The organism is Chryseobacterium cucumeris (genome assembly GCF_001593385.1).
GTDB lineage: Bacteria > Bacteroidota > Bacteroidia > Flavobacteriales > Weeksellaceae > Chryseobacterium > Chryseobacterium cucumeris.
This window is the reverse complement of sequence record NZ_LUVZ01000047.1, coordinates 88,030-106,737: the sequence shown is the minus strand read 5'-3', so window position 1 is coordinate 106,737 and position 18,708 is coordinate 88,030. Positions and strand designations below refer to the sequence as shown.

The window sequence follows — 18,708 nt, the reverse complement described above, 5'->3', positions numbered from 1 at the left end:
AAGAAATTAGAAAATGAAAATAGCAGTAGTAGGAACAGGATATGTAGGTTTGTCTAATGCCATCTTATTGGCGCAACATAATGAAGTTGTAGCTTTAGATATTGTTCAGGAAAGAGTAGAATTGCTTAATTCTAAAAAATCCCCTATAGAGGATGAAGAGATCAGTACATTTTTAAGTACGAAACATCTTAATTTTAAAGCTACTTTAGATAGAAAGGAAGCTTATGATAAAGCTGAATATATTATTGTTGCCACACCAACAGATTATGATCCTACAACAAATTATTTCGATACAAGCAGTGTTGAAAATGTAATAAATGAAATTGCAGAATATAATTCTGAAGCTGTAATTATTATTAAATCTACGGTTCCGGTGGGTTATACTGTAGATTTAAAAAGCAGACTAAATATAAATAATGTGGTGTTTTCTCCTGAATTTTTAAGAGAAGGCAAAGCCCTGTATGATAATTTATATCCCTCCAGAATTATTGTCGGGGAACAGAGTGAGCGCGCAAAAATTTTTGCAGAATTATTGAAAGAAGGTGCCATAAAAAAAGATATTCCGGTTTTATTTACAAATCCTACAGAAGCAGAGGCAATTAAATTGTTTTCAAATACCTACTTAGCATTGCGTGTGGCTTATTTCAACGAATTAGACAGCTATGCACAGATCCATGAACTGGATACCCGCCAGATTGTAGAAGGTGTTGGTCTGGATCCAAGAATTGGCTCACATTATAATAACCCTTCTTTTGGCTACGGAGGATATTGTCTGCCTAAAGATACCAAACAGCTTTTGGCAAATTATAATGCTGTTCCTAATAATATTATTCAGGCAATTGTAGATGCAAACAGAACCCGTAAAGACTTTATAGCAGATTCTGTACTTGCTAAAAAACCAAAAAAAGTAGGCGTTTACCGTCTGATTATGAAAGCAGGCTCAGACAATTTCAGAGCGTCTGCCATACAGGGTGTCATGAAAAGGATTAAAGCTAAAGGCGTGGAAGTTGAAGTGTTTGAACCGGCTCTTAAGGAAGAATATTTTTTCGGTTCCAAAGTGGTAAAAGATTTAGTGAAGTTTAAGGAAGAATGTGACGTAATTATATCTAACCGTAATACTACTGAACTATCAGATGTTCAAAGTAAGGTGTATACTAGAGATTTATTTGGAAATAACTAATGGAAAAAATATTAATAACAGGTTGCGCTGGATTTATTGGTTTTCATTTATGTAAAAAACTTTTGAATCTTGGATATGTCATTGTAGGTCTGGATAATATCAATGATTATTATGATATAAACCTGAAATATGATCGTTTAAAAGAATTAGGTATTCATAGATCAGAAGCCGAAAAGGAAAATAATTTAGTTGAATCCTCTACATTTTCAAAATTTAGTTTTATCCGTTTGAATTTAGAGGATAGAGAAAATTTGCCAAATCTTTTTAAAGTACAAAATTTTGACTATGTAATTAATTTGGCAGCTCAGGCAGGCGTTAGATACAGCTTAGAAAACCCAATGGCTTATGTTGACAGTAATTTGGTAGGTTTTGTAAATGTATTAGAATGCTGCCGACACAATAAAATTAAACATTTGGTATATGCCTCAAGTTCATCTGTATATGGTGAAAACGATAAAATTCCGTTTTGTGAAAACGATCAAGTGGATCAGCCAGTAAGTTTGTATGCTGCAACTAAAAAAGCAAATGAATTAATGGCACATACTTATAGTCACTTATATAAACTTCCAACCTCTGGTTTGCGATTTTTTACAGTATATGGACCTTGGGGAAGACCAGATATGGCACCTATGCTATTTGCTGATGCTATGACCAATAATAGAGAAATAAAGGTTTTCAATAATGGAGAAATGAGTAGAGATTTTACCTATATCGATGATATTGTAGAGGGAATTATCGTAACTCTTAACCATCCTAATAAAGATGATTTTTATCAATTATTCAATATTGGAAATGGATCTCCTGTATCATTATTATATTTTATTGAGTGCATGGAAAATTCTTTAGGATTAAAAGCAAATAAAAAAATGCTGCCAATGCAGGCGGGAGACGTTGTAAGAACCTGGGCAGACACTACTCTGTTGAATGAATTAGGATATAAGTGTATTGTACCTATAGAAACGGGCGTTTCAAAATTTGTTGAATGGTTTAGTGATTATACAAATGAATAAGCTAATCAGCATAATTAAAAACAACGAAAGATTGGTAAAGAATTTTTCTTATTTATCAATTATCAAAATTGTAACATTGTTTTTACCGCTTTTTACTTACCCTTATTTATTGAAAACCTTAGGTCAAAGTAACTATGGATTATTGATATATTCTCAGGCGGTTGTTGGATATTTTGTTATTTTCGTAAATTTTGGATTCAGTATTACGACAACCAGAGAAATTTCCCAAAATAGAGATAATTTATTAAGAATATCTGAGATAATATCAGCTACTTACTTTGCTAAAGTTTTATTTTTTGTTATTTCGCTTTTAATTTTGTATTTGTTGAGCATATATATAAATGATATTCATCAGCACTTTTCTTTATTTTTATATACTTTATTATGGCTAGGATTATTTGAAGTTTTTTTTCCAATATATTATTTTCAGGGAGTTGAAAAAATGAAATATATAACGATGATTACTCTTGTCAGCAGGGTGATTTTCTTTATTTGTATTTTTATTTTTATCAAATCAAAAAGTGACTATGTACTTTTTCCTATAATAAATTTGGCAGGTTCACTCGTTGGAATTATTTGTTCCCTTTATATTCTTTATAAAGACGGAATAAGACTAATAAAGCCCTCATTTAAAGAGACTATTTATCATATAAAAAGTTCCTATATAATGGGATTGGCACTTGGCTCTAATTCTTTGAAATCAAATTTAAATCTTATTTTAATTAAAAACGTTCTTAGCTTTAATGAGGTTGCCGTATTTGATCTAATTTCAAAGTTGTTAAATATAGCAAATACTGTAATAGATTTAATTAGTCAGACGGTTTTTCCAAAGCTAGCGAAGGAAAAAAATAAAAAATTCTTTTTAAAGCTTTTAAAATTCGTTACAGTAATATCTATAGCTATGACTCTTTTATATATAGCTTTTGGAAATATGGCTATTGATATTCTTTCAAATAATCAAATAAAAAATGCATATCCTGTTTTGATTTTAATGAGTGTGATGGTTCCTATATATTCCATCGGAACAATGTTAGGAAGAAATTGTTTAAATGTCTATGGATATGACAGACATGTACTTTATAGTATGATTATATCAAGTTTCATATATATTCTAGTTTACTTATTACTTAAAACTATTCTAAAAGTAGACTTCAACATATATGTGTTTGTTGGTGTTTATTTATTATCGTTTTTTGTTGATACTTTCTATAGATATATTATCTGTAAAAAAGAAAAACTAATTTAATATGAAGAAGTTATATAGAAATTTAATAAAACTGTACCAATATGTGTACAACTTATTTTATAGTATATTTTGCCTTAATAATGTAAGAATTTTTGTTAATAATCACATTACAGTAGGTCTTAAGTATATAAAAAAACAAAAAACAAACTTTCCTCACCCAATAGGAATTGTGATAGGTCAGAAAGTTGTTTTAGGAAATAATTGTACTATATATCAAAATGTTACTATTGGATCTAAAGATACGGCAAACTATAAGACCAGTAAATATCCAACCTTAGGTGATAATGTAACGATATATCCTAATAGTATAATAATAGGTAATGTGACAATTGGAAATAATGCCATCATCGGTGCCGGTTCGCTAGTTCTTACTGATGTAGAAGAGAACTCTATAGTAGCAGGAGTACCTGCAAAAAAGATTGAAAAAAAATAGTATGGTTAGTGCAAGTGTAATAATGTCTGTTTATAATGAAAAGATTGATTGGGTTAAGGAATCAATCGAATCCATTATTCATCAGACTTTTAAAGACTTTGAGTTTTTAATAGTATTAGATAAACCTGATAATATTGAATTAAAAGAATATATACATTCAGTTTGTGAAAGTGATAACAGAGTTATTTTCATTATTAATGAATCCAATATAGGTTTAACAAAGTCACTAAATAAAGCGATCAGCATGTCTAAGGGGCAATATATTATCAGAATGGATGCTGATGATATTTCTTTAAAAGATAGGTTTGAAAAGCAAATAGCCTTTATGAACTCAAATGAAGACATTTTAGCTTCAGGCGGTAGTATTGAAAAATTTGGTAATACAAGTGAGCTCTTAGAAATTGAGACGGATTCGATAAAAATTTTGGAAAAATTTGTTATTCCCAGTCCACTCTATCCTCCATTACCACATCCTACTGCTATCATTCGGAGAGAGGTCTTTTTTGAAATGGGAGTACGCTATAATGAGGACTTTTTAGTGACTCAAGATTATGAGTTGTGGAATACTATTATTAAGATAGGAAAGATTGGTAATCTTGAAGATATATTATTAAAATATAGAATAACAGATAATCAAATTACTAGTAATAAAAAGCAATTACAGAGAACAAATAAAAGTAGAATAATAAAAGATCATATAGAGTTTTTTATTAGTAAAAATACTAAAGGAAATTATAAAATTCCTTCTAAAATAACAATTAACGAAATCAAACAATTAAAAGTTTTTCAAGATAGAAGTGAATTATTATTTAGAAATCAGCTTACAAATTTTATAATTTGTTATTATCTATCATTAGATAAATATAGTTTTTCTAGTCTGTTTTATTTTATAACACAGGATTTTTTTAATAATAGAATACCTAATTCTCTTAAGAAAACTATAATCTTAAATCATATTAGAAAAAATTCAAAAATTATTCAGTAAAATAAATGAAATATAAAATATTCTTATATGTATTATTATTTTGCTATATATATCCTATATATATGAAATTTTTCCCTATCCCAACAGATAGAATTATTCAAATATTGGGGTTAGGATTTATTTTCATGGATATTCCATACAGAAAATTAGTTTTTAGGATTAAAAATCTCAGCTTATTTTATTTTGCTTCATTATTAATTTTAATTGTAATACTAATTGTTCAGAACTGGAACTATAGTTCACTTGATCTTTACTATTTTAAAGATCATTTTGATATCTTTTTGTATTTTTTTCCAGCTTATCTTATCATTTATATTTTATATAAAATTAATAAGAATAAAATTGTTAATAATTTATTAGATTCAATTGTTATCATTGCAGCGTTACAGGCTATTATTTCGTTGGTTTTCTTTTTTGTTCCACCTATATTTGACGCCTATACTTCTTTATTATCTCAAAATGCAAGTCAGGGTTTAACAAGTAGATTAGGACAGGTTGAAAAAAGATTAATAGGTGTTGGAAGCGCTTTTTTTACTGGTGTAATAAAATATGCTGTTGCTTTTTTCATAGCTATTATTCTTCCCTATTTAAAAACCGATTTATACAAAAGGAAAACAATTTATATAATATCCTTTGTGTTAATCATAATTGCTGGATTGATGACAGGAAGAACATTTTTCGTTGCTATTTGCTTGGGATTAGTTTTATACCTTTTGATTGATCCCCGAAATACCCTTAGACTTATATATAAGGTTATCCCATCAGTTTTGGTATTAACAATGTTACTATATTCAATAATGATTTCAATAGGAAATCAAGAGCGTATTGACAGAGTTTTTAATTTTGTTTTTGAATTATTTATTAATTATCAAAAAAGTGGAGAGCTTACAAGTTCTTCAACTGAAGGGTCTATAAGTATGTATAAATTTCCAAAGACATTAAAAACATGGATCATTGGAGATGGAAGGATGCAAAACCCAAATGGTTCATATTATATGGGATCAGATATAGGGTATGTTCGAATGATTTTCTATTTTGGGATAATATTCACTGTACTTTATATGATGTATCAGGCATACTTATGTTATTTACTGTCAAAAAAAAGCCCTTCGTGGATCTTCAAAGCATTTTGTTTAATCGTATTATCTTGGATTATTGTTTTAAATTTTAAAGGGTTAGCGAATTTGAACATGTATTTGTTGTTGTTTTTTATTGGATTAGGTGTTAATAATGTTGTTGCTAAGCAAAGTAGCATGATCAAAAATAAAAATATAAAATGATAATTGATTTTTTAGATAGGGTTTATTCTTCATTAAGATCTAAAGAAAATAAGATCGAATCATTATTTCGGTTTATTATTAGAAAACTAAGCAATCTGATATTACCATTGTATCTTAATCTTACAAAAAAAGATTCAAGGTTGCAATTAGTTAATAAGGAAAATATTATCGTATCACTCACAACATTTCCGGGAAGAATATCCAAATTATGGATGGTTGTAGAATGTATGTTACGACAAAGTCTGCTGCCAAACAAAATTGTATTGTATCTGGCAAAAGATCAATTTCCGAATGAGTTGAAAGATATACCGGATAATCTTCTGGATTACTATAATAAGAAGCAATTAGAAATAATATTTGTAGAGGAAGATTTAAGGTCTCATAAAAAGTATTACTATGCCTTTAAGGAATATCAAAACGACATTATTATAACCATAGATGATGATATTTTTTATCCGTCGAATATCATCAAAGACTTAATGGATTTACATAAGAAATTTCCCGATACAATTTGTTGCCACAGAGCACATAAGGTTATTAGAAATGATGATAATACCATAAGCAAATATTCAAAATGGAAAAAAGTCTTCGGAAATTGTGGACCGACATTTGATCTATTTCACACAAGTGGGGGAGGAACTTTATATAAAAGTAATTTTTTTAGTGAAGAAGTTGTAAATAAAGATGCATTTGTCAGCTTATGTTTTATGGCAGATGATGTCTGGCTGAATATTATGGCTCAGTTGAATAAGACAAAGACAGTGAAATCCGATTATTTTTCAAACCTAATTCCCATTGAAAATAAAAATTCACTCTTTAAGTTAAGTCAGGAAAACGTTGCAGATGGAGGTAACGATAAGCAGTTACAGAATCTGATTCAAAATTATAATATTAATAATTATGAAATATTTAAGTGATTTTATAAAGCTTAGTGCGTTATTATTATTTAGCTTTTCTTTTGCTCAGCAAAACAGAGTAAGCAGGTATAATGCAGATATGCAGGCATCCAAAAGTTATGGTTTGCAGAAAATGGAACTGTCATCGAAGAGTAAAAATACTTATGATTTCATGGCATTAGGATATTTTATCAATGCAAATAACAATATGTATCTTAAAACAAAAGATAAAAAATATATTGATACTAATATTTCTGTCATAAAACCAATCCTGATTGATACGAATTCAAATACCTCGTACCAAAAGAATGGCTGGGTGATGAATGTCGCAAAAGGAAATCAGAATGCAGTAGCGAACGGAAAGGAGCATTTAATTTCGGAAGGATATTTTTTCAGATATATTGGTGAGTTTTTGGATATTCTAGCTAAGAATAAATTGTATACGAATTATCAACCAGCGATAGAAAGTGGTTTAAAATACTCCTTCGATAAATGGAAAGCCAGAAGCTTCAGCCAATATGGAGATTATTCATTATTGTTTCATCAGAGGCTTCATACAGGAGCAAACTGGGCTGTTGTTGCACTCTATCTGATGAAGTATGACGAATCTGATAAAAATTCATATGCCTTATTTGTAAATCAGTTTGATCAGCAGCTAAAAAAAGCGTTGGTTTTAAATAAGAGCGCAGGTAGCGTTTTGTATTATACGTGGAACAGTACATATCCTGATACTTTTTGTAAGGCGTTACAGAAAATTAAGAATTATAAACCGGTTGTACAGGATGTGTCACATGGAAATCATGTTGTTTTATATTTAATAAAGGCAAAAGAATTGGGAAATGCCAATTGGGCTGACTTTAATTTCAATTATTTATGCAATACCTTAAAGCTTAAGATTCTTAAAGGGAACAGTATTGCCGATAATGTAGATGGTACTACAGATCCAAGTGTGCAGAATACAGGATGGAAAATATCGGATGGCTGGATGAAACTTATCTATTTTGATGCAAGTTTATATCCTTTAGTCGAAAAAAACCTTTCGAATTACAGTAATAAAATTAGCAACTCTTCTTTAGAGCTGCAGTTTAATTCAATTTATCCATAATGATACTTCACATTACAAACGATTACTCAGGATCTACAGTTTATAAAAATTTGGTGAGGGAGCTGGATAATAACGGGCTAGAGCAGATTGTATATAATCCATTTCGAGAATCTTCCAGAATAGGGAAAAATAAAATAGATTTTAAAAATACCCGCTCTCAAATTATCTATAGCCATATTTTATCAAAATATGCAGATCGGATTTTGTATAAAAGAAAAATTAAAAAAATAGTACAGGACATTGAAGCAAAAATAGACCTCAAGACCGTCAGATTTATTCATGCTCACACCTGGTACAGCGATGGTGGGGTGGCCTATGAGCTTCATAAAAAATATAATATTCCATACATATTAGCAGTACGAAATACAGATCTTAACGTGTTTTTGAAGTATTTTCTGCACGAAAGAGGCTACGGACAAAAAATACTTCAGAATGCAAATAAGATCATAACCATTTCGGCAGTCTATAAAAAAAGAATGCTTGAAGATCCCCGCTTGTCTCATATCATGAGCGATATACAGCAAAAACTAATGGTGATCCCAAATGGTGTAGACCCTTTCTGGATAGAATCAAAGGTTATAAACAGGAAAATTGTTGAGAATGAAAAAAACATTAAGCTGCTTTATATAGGGAAATTCAATAAGGGCAAAAATGTTTTTAACCTTATTAATGCTGTTAAGAATCATAATCACAAAATTCAGAATAAAATAAAATTAACACTGATTGGAGGGGGAGGAAATGACGAGAAAAGAATCCTGGATTCCATTAAAAATGATCATTCCTTTGAGTTTGTAGGAAAAGTAGACAGTCTGCCTGTTCTAAAATCCTATTACGAACGAAGCGATTTCTTTACAATGCCTTCCAAAGCAGAAACCTTTGGCTTGGTCTATATAGAAGCACTTTTGCAAGGTTTACCGGTGATGTACACGCAAAATGAAGGGATCGACGGTTTTTATGATGATTCTATTGGAGAAAAAGTGGAGGACACTTCTGTTTCTGCAATCGAACGAGGGCTTGAACGGTTAATCCAAAAACGAGATCATTATAGTTTTGATATGGAACAATTGTTAAAAAATCATGACTGGAAGAGAATAGCTGAAGTATATCAACAATTATATATAGAAAAAAAATAATGAATATATTATACATCCACCAATATTTCGTAACTCCTCAGGAGCCAGGAGGAACAAGATCGTACTGGCTGGCACAAGAACTTATTAAAAACGGGCATAAAGTTACTATGCTCACCTCATCATCCAAATTTTCAGAGGATATTAAAATTGTAGAAATTGATGGTATTGAAGTCGTTTATATAAAAGAAGACTACGACCAGAATATGAGTGTTTCCAGAAGGTTAAAGGCCTTCTTGAAATTTATGTACAAATCATCTGTAGTAGGAATGAAACAGAAAGATATCGATTTGGTAATTGCTACATCTACTCCTCTTACAATAGGTATTCCGGCACTTATATTAAAGTGGTTTAAAAAGAAGCCTTTTGTTTTTGAAGTAAGAGACCTCTGGCCGGAGGTGCCAATACAGATGGGAGCCATAAAAAATAGTTGGACAATAAAAACGACTCGTCTGCTGGAAAAAGTGATTTATAAAAATGCTTCCCGTGTTATTGCTCTTTCTCCGGGTATGCAGGCTGGAGTTGTAAAGTATATTCCTAAAGAAAAAACATCCATGATTCCTAATATGGCTAAAATGGACGAATTCTGGCCTAGGGGAAAAAATGATCAACTGATGGAAAAGCTCGGCTTAAAAAAAGATTCCTTCAAAATAGTTCACTTTGGTTCTTTGGGATTGGCAAATGGGGCTCAGACAATTATTGAATCCGCCAAATTATTAAACAATAGAGAAGATATAGAATTTTTGTTTGTAGGAGGAGGTTCTACCGAAAAAGATTTAATAGAAGAAGTAGAAAAAAGTAATCTTAAAAATGTGAAATTTCTCGGAAAGTTCCCTATGACTGACGTATCTGAGATTGTCAATTTTTCGGATGTTTCGATGATTTCCTTTTTGGATATTCCTATTTTGTATACCAACTCTCCAAACAAGCTTTTCGATTCGTTGTCTGCAGGAAAACCAATTATTGTAAACTCTGCCGGCTGGACGAAAGATATAGCCGAAAAATATCATTGCGGATTTTATGTAAACCCAAACCGTCCGGAAGAACTTGCACAAAAAGTACTCTATCTGAAAGACAATCCCGAATTGGTAAAGGAAATGGGACAGAATGCAAGGAAACTGGCTGAAACAGTTTATGATAAATCCATTTTGTGTAAAAAATTTGTTGAAGTCATCGAACAAACAGAATAAATGATCAAGAGAAAGAATCTATTGTATGTACAAATTATAGATAAAGGGTTATCTTAGAATTTAAAGTAACAAGAATGTTGGTTTTGTGTGTTTTTTATAATCGACTTTCTTAAATTTTCTAAGTAAAATAGGGCAGAAGAGTATTAAGTACAGCTCTATATTAATTTTTTTATCTTTGACAATCTGTATCTTAACAATAACTTTGAAAGAAAAGAAATACGTTTCTTTGGAAAAGTTAAAAAAATCTATATATTTGCACCAGTTAAAAAGCAAATGCTACCTTAAAAAAATGATCCGGTAGTTCAGCTGGTTAGAATGCCGCCCTGTCACGGCGGAGGTCGCGGGTTCGAGTCCCGTCCGGATCGCAAAAGAGTCTTCTATTTTTAGAAGGCTCTTTTATTTATTACTCCTACTTTTGAGACTTATATTTTTGTGGAAAATTTCTTGATGAAGGTAAAGTTTTGGTTTAAAATTAAGTAAGTAATTATGTTTTTCTTTGGGCTTTTCAACTATAACTCCTCATTTACAGTAATAAAGCCTCCGTTTTTTTACGGTATTTTTAAGAATGTCTTTTAGGATTCAAATTTAGGTCTGATATTTGTACTGGGTAGCCAAACTAAATGGCCGATTTATTTATGAAAAACATATCTGTGAAAAAATCCTTTTTTTATATCTGTTTATGTGCTTTTTTTCTGGTTTCCTGTAAAAAGGAAATAGAAAAAATAAGTGATACTTTTAAAGATACAGTTTCTTCTTCGGAAGTTGCGGAGGTAGAAAAGGATTCTCTAAAGAAAGATTCTGTTCCTGTCGTTAAAAAAGAATCTGTTCCGCCTGTTATGCAGGAGAATGGCTTTTATAATGCCTTTGTTCTTCCCAAAGATAAAAAGATGCGTGATTCTGTTTACGCAGAATTCAGCAAGAAATATAGTGTGGAAGAAAGAACAGCTATTTTAGCCTTAAACAGATTGGATTCTAAAAGTAAATGGAATGCCGACACCTTGGTAGTTCCTGCAAAAATAGATACCACGCTGATGGCCTATTCACCGTTTCCAATGCAACTGGATGTGTTAAGCGGAGTGAAAAAGTTTGTCATTTTCTCATATCCTATACAGGCTTTTGCGGTATACTCTAATGGAAGTCTTGTAAAATGGGGACCAACAAGTATGGGTAAAAAAGCAGCCCAGACTACAAGAGGCCTTACTTTTGCCAACTGGAAAAAGAAACTGGCTATTTCCACTGTAAGCAGCGAATGGAAACTTCCTTACAATTTTAATATTCACAATATAGGCGGAATCGGGTGGCATGAATATACACTTCCCGGATATCCTGCTTCACACTCATGTTTACGATTGTTGAGAAAAGATGCCCAATGGTTGTATTCCTATGCAGATACCTGGATTTTGAATCCCGGTGGAGCTACTACTAAAGCCAGAGGTACAGCAGTAATGGTATTCGGAGATTATAAATGGGGAGGAAGAAAACCATGGAGAAATCTTTTGGATGATCCTAATGCCAACAATATTTCCGTTGAAGAATTGACGAAACTTTTAGAACCAGACGTTCCGAAGATGCTTAAAGAACAAAGCAACAGAGAAAAAGTTGCAGATTCTATCAAAGCAGCAAAAGCAGCAGCTCCTATTCAAAATGAAAAGCCTGTAGAACCTCTGTCTAATTAATTTTCTTTTCAAATTGTAAAGTAGATTCTTCAGCAAACTTTCGAAGTTTAAGCATTTCCTCTTTACCTTTATGTTGCCCAAATCTGGCAGCGATATACGTAAGAAGAATAAAAAATAACATGATAAAAGAAGCGCTCAGTGCCCAAGGGTATTCGGCGCTTTTTATTTGCTTTTCTACGTAATACATTGTGAAAAAGGTCATCCAAAGAATAGAAAAAGAAAAATACAGGAACATAAAGAAGGTCCACACCGCAGAACTGGGACCGAACACTCCACGTATGGTCGTATGCTCATCTTCTATTTCTATCCGTAAGGCAAGGCTGGGTTTCCAGTAATTATCATATTCTGTTTTTACCCAGATGGTAGCCACTTCTTTATTGATATTGCCTGAAAACTCATCTTTATGCTCTTCCATATATTTTTTCAGATTTTCAGCATACTCTTCCTTAGTAAGATGAGTAAACATTTTAAATCTGGGTCTGGTTCTTATTCTGTCTAAGGTGGTTTCTTCAGTATTCATATTATTATTCTTGATAAGGAATAGGGTCTTGAAGGGTAAAACTTAGTGTGAGTTTTTCATTTTTCCTTTGAATGAGCATATTGATAGTTCTACCTTCATTAGATTTCATAAGCTCTACAATTTTTTCAAGGGTCATCTCGGAAGTAGGATCTCCATTAATACTTAGAATTCTGTCTTCCTTTTTCAGACCTGCTTCATAGGCCGGCGAATCTTTTCTTACTCCGGCAATAGAAAATATAGGTTTTAGACTGAATTTATATTGAAAAGCATTTTTATAGGCACCGTTTACTATGGTTGTCGTTTTTTGGGTTTCAATATTTATTCTGTCTTGCTGCCATTCCAGCCCGTCCTGTTTGAAATCCAATCCGCTCATATTAAAGTGAAAAGGATCATTAAAGTATCTGTTTCTTTTCAAATATAACTTTTTGTTAGGATAATCAAAAATGACTGTAAACCTGCGCATAATTTCACTGCCTATAGAGCCTTTCCTGTTTTCTACTAAATTGACGTGTTGTATAGAGAATTCATCCGGCATAGAAGTGAGAGGCTTTTCAAACTTAAAATTTCCAAGGTAAAAATTATGAATACGACTTCTTTTACCATAAATATCTCCATTGAAACCACGGCCAAGAAAATCATCAATATTAGGTCTGTTATAAACAAAATTTTTAATTAGTGTGGGAAAGAGCCATATCGCATCACTGTTTCCAAGATCAATCAGCAGTTTTGAGTCTTTCTTTTCATTTGTCATTTCTACACCTGCATACAGATAGGGCTTGTCTCTTTCAATGGTAATGGGGAATTCTTCAAATTTTCTGATTTTCTTTTCTAAAAGAGCAGCATTTTCAAATACAGTTATTTTCTTGGATGAATAATCGATATAAATAGGATGATTTTTGAAAAAATGATAGCCAATCACTCCATTTACAGGAATTCCTACGTGAGGCGAAATATTAAATTCTTCATCAATAATGATATAAAGAGACATGGAGGTATTGATAATCCCATCACCTATTTTGCCTATATTGCGCTCAGACTTCAGTCCATCAATACTTAAACTACCCCCAAGCCCGGAAAATTTGACTTTTTCAACATTGCTTAGCTTCACTTCTTTGTTTTCCAGGCTGAAAAGGATGGTTTCAGAAACTCCCGTATCCAGAAGAAAGGTGAGTTCAGCACCGTTGATATTAATAGGAATAAAGATAAGGTTGTTGATAAGCTGAAAAGGAATGACTGTTTTTTTAGTATTAATTAACTCAAAAGTATTTTGAGCATTTACAAAAATGCTTAGAAATAATCCCAGTAAAAGCAATTTAAATTTCATTTACTGAATTTACTGAATTTATCTATATGATAATAAAAAAAACATTCCAAAAGCTGGAATGTTTATATAAGTTACAATGAAGTAATGTTTTTTATTGAATTTATTCCAAAATGGTTTTGGTTATTTTGAAAAGAAGTCCATTAAATCCATATAATTCTTCTGGTTAACCCCATGCCCGCTCATATATTCTCTAAACGTGAAATAACAGCTAAGATCATAAAGAAGATCAGCTGCTTTTCTTCCCCATTCCAGAGGGATCACAGCATCATCCGTACCATGAGAAATGAAGAAACGCAGCCCCTCCAGTTTCTTTTTATCTTTTACAATACCCTCCAGAATTTTATCTTCAGGATAACTGCTCATACAGGCAACACGATTGAAAAGCTCAGGATGTTTTAAAGCCAAAGCATAACATAATATACCACCCTGGCTGAAGCCACAAAGATGAGCTTTGCTTTCCGTAAGCCCATAGTGGTTGACAATCTTTAGTATACTTTCCAGAACTGCATGTAAAGATTCGTTGGCTTGGGGAACATCAATGAAATTTTCAGGATCATTAAAATTGATATCATACCATGAATATCCTTCAAATTGAGTATCATGTGGAGCTCTGAAACTTACAATGATCCAGTCATTGGGAAGAGTTTCTCTAAAACTGAAAAGATCCTGCTCATTGCTGCCGTAGCCATGAAGCATAAAAAGAATGGGAGTTTGGGAAGTAATATTTTCCGGCTCTCTTACTAGATAATCTAAATTCATACAGCAAAGATAATTAAATTACCTGCAGAATCTTAACTTTTATTATTCATACAATGAACTTCTGTTGCACGAGGGTTTATGTGTAATGATTAATTATTTGGAGTATATTTTTGAATATTTCCGGGTCTTTCTGTTTTTATTGATTTGATATTATTTGGAAATCTTTATTGGAAATTTTTCATAAAAGTTATTTTTATATTAATAAAAAACTTATATTTGAAACATTAAAAAATCTATTTGGAGAAATGAAGCAATTTTACAATTCAAAAAGTTTACTTAGACTTTCTTTTTTATTCGTTTTATTATTTTCTGTAATCACCGTTGTTAATTCTTGTAAAAAAGATGATGATGAAGAATTTCAGGATCATGTGGTTCAATTCGAAGTGAAGACCACTGCCGGAGGAAACATTATAAGTGTTGTAACACAGGTAGGTACAGCTCAGAATACCATATACAATACTCCGCAGTCTCCTGTAACTTCACCATGGACAAGTGGAGAATTCTTTGTGAATTCCAGCCAGGCACAGCTTAATCTTGATGCGAATGCATCAATGCCGGATGATAATTCTGAATTGACAATCAATCTTTATATTGATGGTGAGATAGCAAGAACAGTGAAGAAGAAAGGTAAAGGGGTATTGGTTGCTTCTATTGATTATAGCTTCTTAGAACCTTAAATTACTTTAACAATATATAAAAAACCGCTTTTAAAGCGGTTTTTTTATTCTTCAATCATACGTTGCTGTACTGCGAGGTTAATCAATTCTGTTGAGTTCTTTGCCTGAAATTTCTGTAGCAGATTCTTACGGTGAGTGTCCACGGTAAGAGGACTTAAAAAAAGTTCTTCAGCAATTACATTACTTGTTTTTCCCTGTGCTACCATCTGTAGAATTTGTTTTTCCCTTTTAGTCAGTCTTGGAATAGGAAGGGTAGTCTGAGAAGGAAGACTGATAATCTGTTTGGTTTCATTGCAGAAAACAATATCTCCCGAAAGAGCTCCTCTGATACCTATCACAAGATCATCAATGGAAGTATTTTTGAGAAGGTAACCGCTTGCTCCGTTTTGTATAGACTGCATAATAATGCTTCGTTCTGAACGGTTACTGAACATTATGACAGAGGTGCTTGGCGATATTTTTTTGATTTCTCGGCAGAGTTCTGTTCCGTTGGAATCTGGGAGCGTAATGTCCAGAAGAACAATATCTACCATTTCAGACCGGATAAAACTCAGTGTTTCTGCACCGGATGCAAAACTTCCTGCGACATTGAAGAAAGGCTGGCTTCTCAGCATCATTCTTAATCCTTCAATGACAATGGGATGATCATCTACGATGACAATATTTATTTTTTCATTCTCCATGGATGTTAAGTTCTATATTAATTGCTGTTCCTTGATCATCAGAATTGATTTCCATTTTTCCTTTCAGGTAGTTGACTCTGTTTTTCAGATTACGAAGTCCCATACTTTTGGAGGTATTTTCTATATTTTTATCAAATCCTTTTCCGTTATCTTCAATCGTGATCAGAAAATTCTCGCCGGATTGGGAGCATTGAAGCAGAATACTGCTGGCTTCGGCGTGTTTTACAGCATTGGCCAGTAACTCCTGTACAATCCTGTAAATATTAAGCTGGATATTTAAAGGTAATGCTTTGTCAATATCAATAGCCTGAAAATCAATTTCCAGGTTTTTTCTCTTGTAAAATTCACACAGGTCGAGTATCGCGGTTTCCAAACCAAAATTAAGCAATGATTCTGGCATTAAATTTCTCGCTACATGACGGAGTTCACTTACAGAGCTGTCCAGCTGCCCCAGTATCTTATAAAACTCCCGATCTTTTTCAGGGTTTAAATGACAGGAAGACCACGTAGAAAAGTTGATCTTTACGCCGGCAAGCATTCCTCCCAGACCATCATGAAGGTCTCTTGCAATACGTTCTCTTTCCCTTTCTTCGCCATCAAGAATGGCTTTGGTTAACGATAATTCTTCCTTTTGCTTAATATCATTGATTCTCTGTTCATTTATTTTTTTGTTTTTTCTGAAAATAATAAACAGGAAGATCAGAAGACTTAACGCCAGCAGTAAAACAAGACCCATTCCCCACAAATAAGAATTCTTTTTGTTGACTTCCAGATCTTTTTGATTCTTTTCAGCATTTAAAGTTGCTATTTTCCTTTCTTTTTCAGCAGTATTGAATTTAGTTTCGAGTTTGTTGATTTCAAGCTTTACATTTTCTGTATTCAAACTATCGTTGAGTTTGGAATATCTTTGTTCCCACAGGAGCGCTTCTTTAGTATCTCCCAGTTCTTCATTAAGCAAGGAAAGCTGCTTATAAAAAGTTTTTCTGTTATTAAGATCAATAGCCAGAGATTTTTCCGTTAAAACATCTTTCAGGGTAGTCTTAGCTTCTTTATATCTTTTAAGTTTCTTTAAAATGTCAAACTTGTTGAAATAAAACATTTGAGCCAGAAGATTCTGATTGTACTTTCTGGTATACAATATTCCTTTTTCTATCACAGGAAGAGCTTCCTCATTTTTCTGCCGGGTAATATACAACAGGGTTTTGCTGTAATAATAAAAAGCATTGGATGAGGATTCAGGATATGTCCTGACAAGCTTTTCGGCTTTATTCAAATACTTTTCAGCCTGGTCTCCATTGGCCTGATAACAAAAATTGTTGGCAGAATTGAGATAGGTAAAAAATAGCTCCGCAGAATTCGGATATTGTTTTTCAAGAATTTCAAGGGCTTTGTTATTATAACCTTCAGCTTTTTTAAACTGGGCATTATAAGTAAGAATAACTGCAAGCTGAGTATACAGGAATCCCAGGTTTCTGCTGTTCTTATATTTTTCAACCAATGGAATACTCTTTTCAAGCATGATTTTAACTAACGGAATATACCCCTCTTTATCCTTTTGAGAGACTCCGTAGCTGTACCAGGCAAGAGCCTGAAGAAAATCGGATTCTTCATTTTTAAATTTTGATAAAAATTGAATAGCCTGCTGATAAGAAACAGCAGCTTTGTTTTTATTCCTGTCCAGATTATACTGTCCTTCGTAATAATAATATTTTGCCGAAATAAAAGGATTGTTTTGAGCCAGTATTTTCCCTTTTGCAAGATATTTTTTACTCAAAACCGAATCACTGTTCCTGTAATAATTTGATAAAAGAAAAGAGGCCGTTGCTTTTGAAGGATCGGAATGATTTCCTTTTGTAATGTTTTGTAAGCTGTCTATATAAGCTTTCTCATTAAGCGGAATGATTTGTTGGGATTGTAAAGTAAAAGATAAAAATAGACTTAACAGGACAAGTAATCTCTTCATTATGGATCAATTCTGTAAAATTGTTTTTTTAAAACGTTCAATTTAATTAAAAATTTTAGCATAAAAAATACCTGAATTTAGGTAGAAAAAATTACTGGTTTTTCAGGATTGATAGACGTACGTGATGCTCATAGCTTTGCAAACATCAAATCATGAATCATAGAATATTCAATATAGTAACTAAAATTTAAACAAAAAGATTATGAAAAAAATGAGAATGAATCAGCTGTTAAGAGGAGCATTTGTTGCAGTAATAGCAGCAATGCTTATTGGATTTACGGCTTCATGCAGTAAAGATAACGATGACAATGAGAATGGAGCAGGAAAAAGTCATAAAGTGGTTTTTAAAGCAATCGCTTCTTCAGGTAGTAATATTGAGGTAGCGGTTTATGGAATTGACGGTAATCCTACCACTGCAACAAGTCTTAGCGGAACAACATGGAGCAGCCCTGAGGTAACATCAGAACCGGGAGCATACAATGCCACCGTTGGAGTAAACGCTGTCGGACCGGATGCTTCTGCAACTTTGAAAGTTCAGATCTGGGTAGACGGAGAACTGAAGAAAGAGGGGACTTCCAGCGGACAGTATTTGTCGGCTTCTACAAGCTATACATTTTAATATTAAATTATTTTAGGACATAAAACGGGCGC

Annotated in this window: 18 protein-coding genes and 1 tRNA gene; 14 read left to right on the top strand and 5 right to left on the bottom strand. The window is 32.3% G+C overall.

Going from position 1 to position 18,708, the window contains the following annotated elements; genetic code table 11:
- Positions 1–13: 13 nt before the first annotated feature.
- The 12 genes from A1704_RS23390 (at position 14) to A1704_RS23335 (ending at position 12,131) form a co-directional block, all read left to right on the top strand.
- On the top strand, positions 14–1,180 hold the full coding sequence (locus tag A1704_RS23390; RefSeq protein ID WP_062676398.1) for a nucleotide sugar dehydrogenase: 1,167 nt from the start codon (positions 14–16) through the stop codon (positions 1,178–1,180).
- Positions 1,180–2,190: an NAD-dependent epimerase gene (locus tag A1704_RS23385; protein WP_062676397.1), complete on the top strand. Its 1,011-nt coding sequence runs from the start codon at positions 1,180–1,182 to the stop codon at positions 2,188–2,190. Before A1704_RS23390 ends, A1704_RS23385 begins: the two co-directional genes overlap by 1 nt.
- Complete coding sequence (locus tag A1704_RS23380) at positions 2,183–3,436, top strand: oligosaccharide flippase family protein (RefSeq protein ID WP_062676396.1); 1,254 nt, start codon at positions 2,183–2,185, stop codon at positions 3,434–3,436. Before A1704_RS23385 ends, A1704_RS23380 begins: the two co-directional genes overlap by 8 nt.
- A gap of 1 nt (position 3,437) precedes the next feature.
- Complete coding sequence (locus A1704_RS25055) at positions 3,438–3,869, top strand: serine O-acetyltransferase (protein WP_062676395.1); 432 nt, start codon at positions 3,438–3,440, stop codon at positions 3,867–3,869.
- On the top strand, positions 3,856–4,854 hold the full coding sequence (locus A1704_RS23370; protein WP_131797566.1) for a glycosyltransferase: 999 nt from the start codon (positions 3,856–3,858) through the stop codon (positions 4,852–4,854). The genes A1704_RS25055 and A1704_RS23370 overlap by 14 nt, the downstream gene beginning before the upstream one ends.
- Positions 4,855–4,916: 62 nt before the next feature.
- Positions 4,917–6,134, top strand: a complete 1,218-nt coding sequence (locus A1704_RS23365; RefSeq protein ID WP_062676393.1) for a hypothetical protein — start codon at positions 4,917–4,919, stop codon at positions 6,132–6,134.
- Entirely contained in the window at positions 6,131–7,051 is a 921-nt protein-coding gene (locus A1704_RS23360) for a glycosyltransferase (protein WP_062676392.1), read from the top strand. The genes A1704_RS23365 and A1704_RS23360 overlap by 4 nt, the downstream gene beginning before the upstream one ends.
- Positions 7,035–8,135: a hypothetical protein gene (locus A1704_RS23355; protein WP_062676391.1), complete on the top strand. Its 1,101-nt coding sequence runs from the start codon at positions 7,035–7,037 to the stop codon at positions 8,133–8,135. Before A1704_RS23360 ends, A1704_RS23355 begins: the two co-directional genes overlap by 17 nt.
- Positions 8,135–9,268: a glycosyltransferase gene (locus tag A1704_RS23350; RefSeq protein ID WP_062676390.1), complete on the top strand. Its 1,134-nt coding sequence runs from the start codon at positions 8,135–8,137 to the stop codon at positions 9,266–9,268. Before A1704_RS23355 ends, A1704_RS23350 begins: the two co-directional genes overlap by 1 nt.
- Positions 9,268–10,455, top strand: coding sequence for a glycosyltransferase family 4 protein (locus tag A1704_RS23345; RefSeq protein WP_062676389.1), 1,188 nt, complete (start codon positions 9,268–9,270; stop codon positions 10,453–10,455). The genes A1704_RS23350 and A1704_RS23345 overlap by 1 nt, the downstream gene beginning before the upstream one ends.
- Positions 10,456–10,746: 291 nt before the next feature.
- Positions 10,747–10,820: transfer RNA gene (locus A1704_RS23340), tRNA-Asp, on the top strand.
- 285 nt (positions 10,821–11,105) lie between these two features.
- Entirely contained in the window at positions 11,106–12,131 is a 1,026-nt protein-coding gene (locus A1704_RS23335) for a L,D-transpeptidase (protein WP_065119736.1), read from the top strand.
- Here A1704_RS23335 and A1704_RS23330 read toward each other — a convergent pair.
- The 3 genes from A1704_RS23330 to A1704_RS23320 all read right to left on the bottom strand — a co-directional run bounded on the left by A1704_RS23330 (position 12,124) and on the right by A1704_RS23320 (position 14,734).
- Positions 12,124–12,651, bottom strand: coding sequence for a hypothetical protein (locus A1704_RS23330; RefSeq protein WP_062676388.1), 528 nt, complete (start codon positions 12,649–12,651; stop codon positions 12,124–12,126). The two genes, A1704_RS23335 and A1704_RS23330, sit on opposite strands and share 8 nt — an antisense overlap.
- A 4-nt stretch (positions 12,652–12,655) precedes the next feature.
- Entirely contained in the window at positions 12,656–13,975 is a 1,320-nt protein-coding gene (locus A1704_RS23325; protein WP_062676387.1) for a PDZ domain-containing protein, read from the bottom strand.
- A 120-nt stretch (positions 13,976–14,095) separates the two neighbouring features.
- Positions 14,096–14,734, bottom strand: a complete 639-nt coding sequence (locus A1704_RS23320; RefSeq protein ID WP_062676386.1) for an alpha/beta hydrolase — start codon at positions 14,732–14,734, stop codon at positions 14,096–14,098.
- Positions 14,735–14,979: 245 nt separating this feature from the next.
- Between A1704_RS23320 and A1704_RS23315 the strand changes: the two genes are divergently transcribed.
- Positions 14,980–15,411, top strand: a complete 432-nt coding sequence (locus A1704_RS23315; protein WP_228432265.1) for a hypothetical protein — start codon at positions 14,980–14,982, stop codon at positions 15,409–15,411.
- A gap of 44 nt (positions 15,412–15,455) precedes the next feature.
- On the opposite strand, the gene A1704_RS23310 is transcribed toward A1704_RS23315, so the two are convergent.
- Positions 15,456–16,094, bottom strand: coding sequence for a response regulator (locus tag A1704_RS23310; protein WP_062676385.1), 639 nt, complete (start codon positions 16,092–16,094; stop codon positions 15,456–15,458).
- The gene (locus A1704_RS23305) at positions 16,084–18,057 is read right to left on the bottom strand and encodes a tetratricopeptide repeat-containing sensor histidine kinase (protein ID WP_062676384.1); all 1,974 of its coding nucleotides are present in this window, start codon (positions 18,055–18,057) and stop codon (positions 16,084–16,086) included. Before A1704_RS23305 ends, A1704_RS23310 begins: the two co-directional genes overlap by 11 nt.
- Before the next feature lie 202 nt (positions 18,058–18,259).
- Here A1704_RS23305 and A1704_RS23300 point away from each other — a divergent pair, with 202 nt between their 5' ends.
- Positions 18,260–18,676 carry a hypothetical protein gene (locus tag A1704_RS23300; RefSeq protein ID WP_062676383.1) on the top strand — a complete coding sequence of 139 codons (417 nt, stop codon included), beginning with the start codon at positions 18,260–18,262 and terminating at the stop codon, positions 18,674–18,676.
- Positions 18,677–18,708 lie beyond the last annotated feature (32 nt).